Source organism: Modestobacter caceresii (genome assembly GCF_000761485.1).
GTDB lineage: Bacteria > Actinomycetota > Actinomycetes > Mycobacteriales > Geodermatophilaceae > Modestobacter > Modestobacter caceresii.
Window position 1 is genome coordinate 1 of record NZ_JPMX01000132.1, and the last position, 311, is coordinate 311.

At 69.5% G+C, this 311-nt stretch carries 1 protein-coding gene; it reads left to right on the top strand.

All coding sequences use genetic code 11. The annotated features are described in order from the left end of the window. A partial coding sequence (locus IN07_RS23210) for a sigma-70 domain-containing protein (protein ID WP_036341379.1) occupies positions 1–311 on the top strand: 311 nt, incomplete at both ends.

A 311-nucleotide genomic window follows, 5' to 3' on the forward strand; every position in this document is an offset into this window, starting at 1 on the left:
CTGGGCCGCGAGCCCACCCCGGAGGAGCTGGCCAAGGAGATGGACATCACCCCCGAGAAGGTGCTGGAGATCCAGCAGTACGCCCGGGAGCCGATCAGCCTGGACCAGACCATCGGCGACGAGGGCGACAGCCAGCTCGGTGACTTCATCGAGGACTCCGAGGCCGTCGTGGCCGTCGACGCGGTCAGCTTCACCCTGATGCAGGACCAGCTGACCAGCGTGCTGCAGACGCTGTCCGAGAGGGAGGCCGGCGTCGTCCGGCTGCGGTTCGGGCTCACCGACGGCCAGCCCCGCACCCTGGACGAGATCGG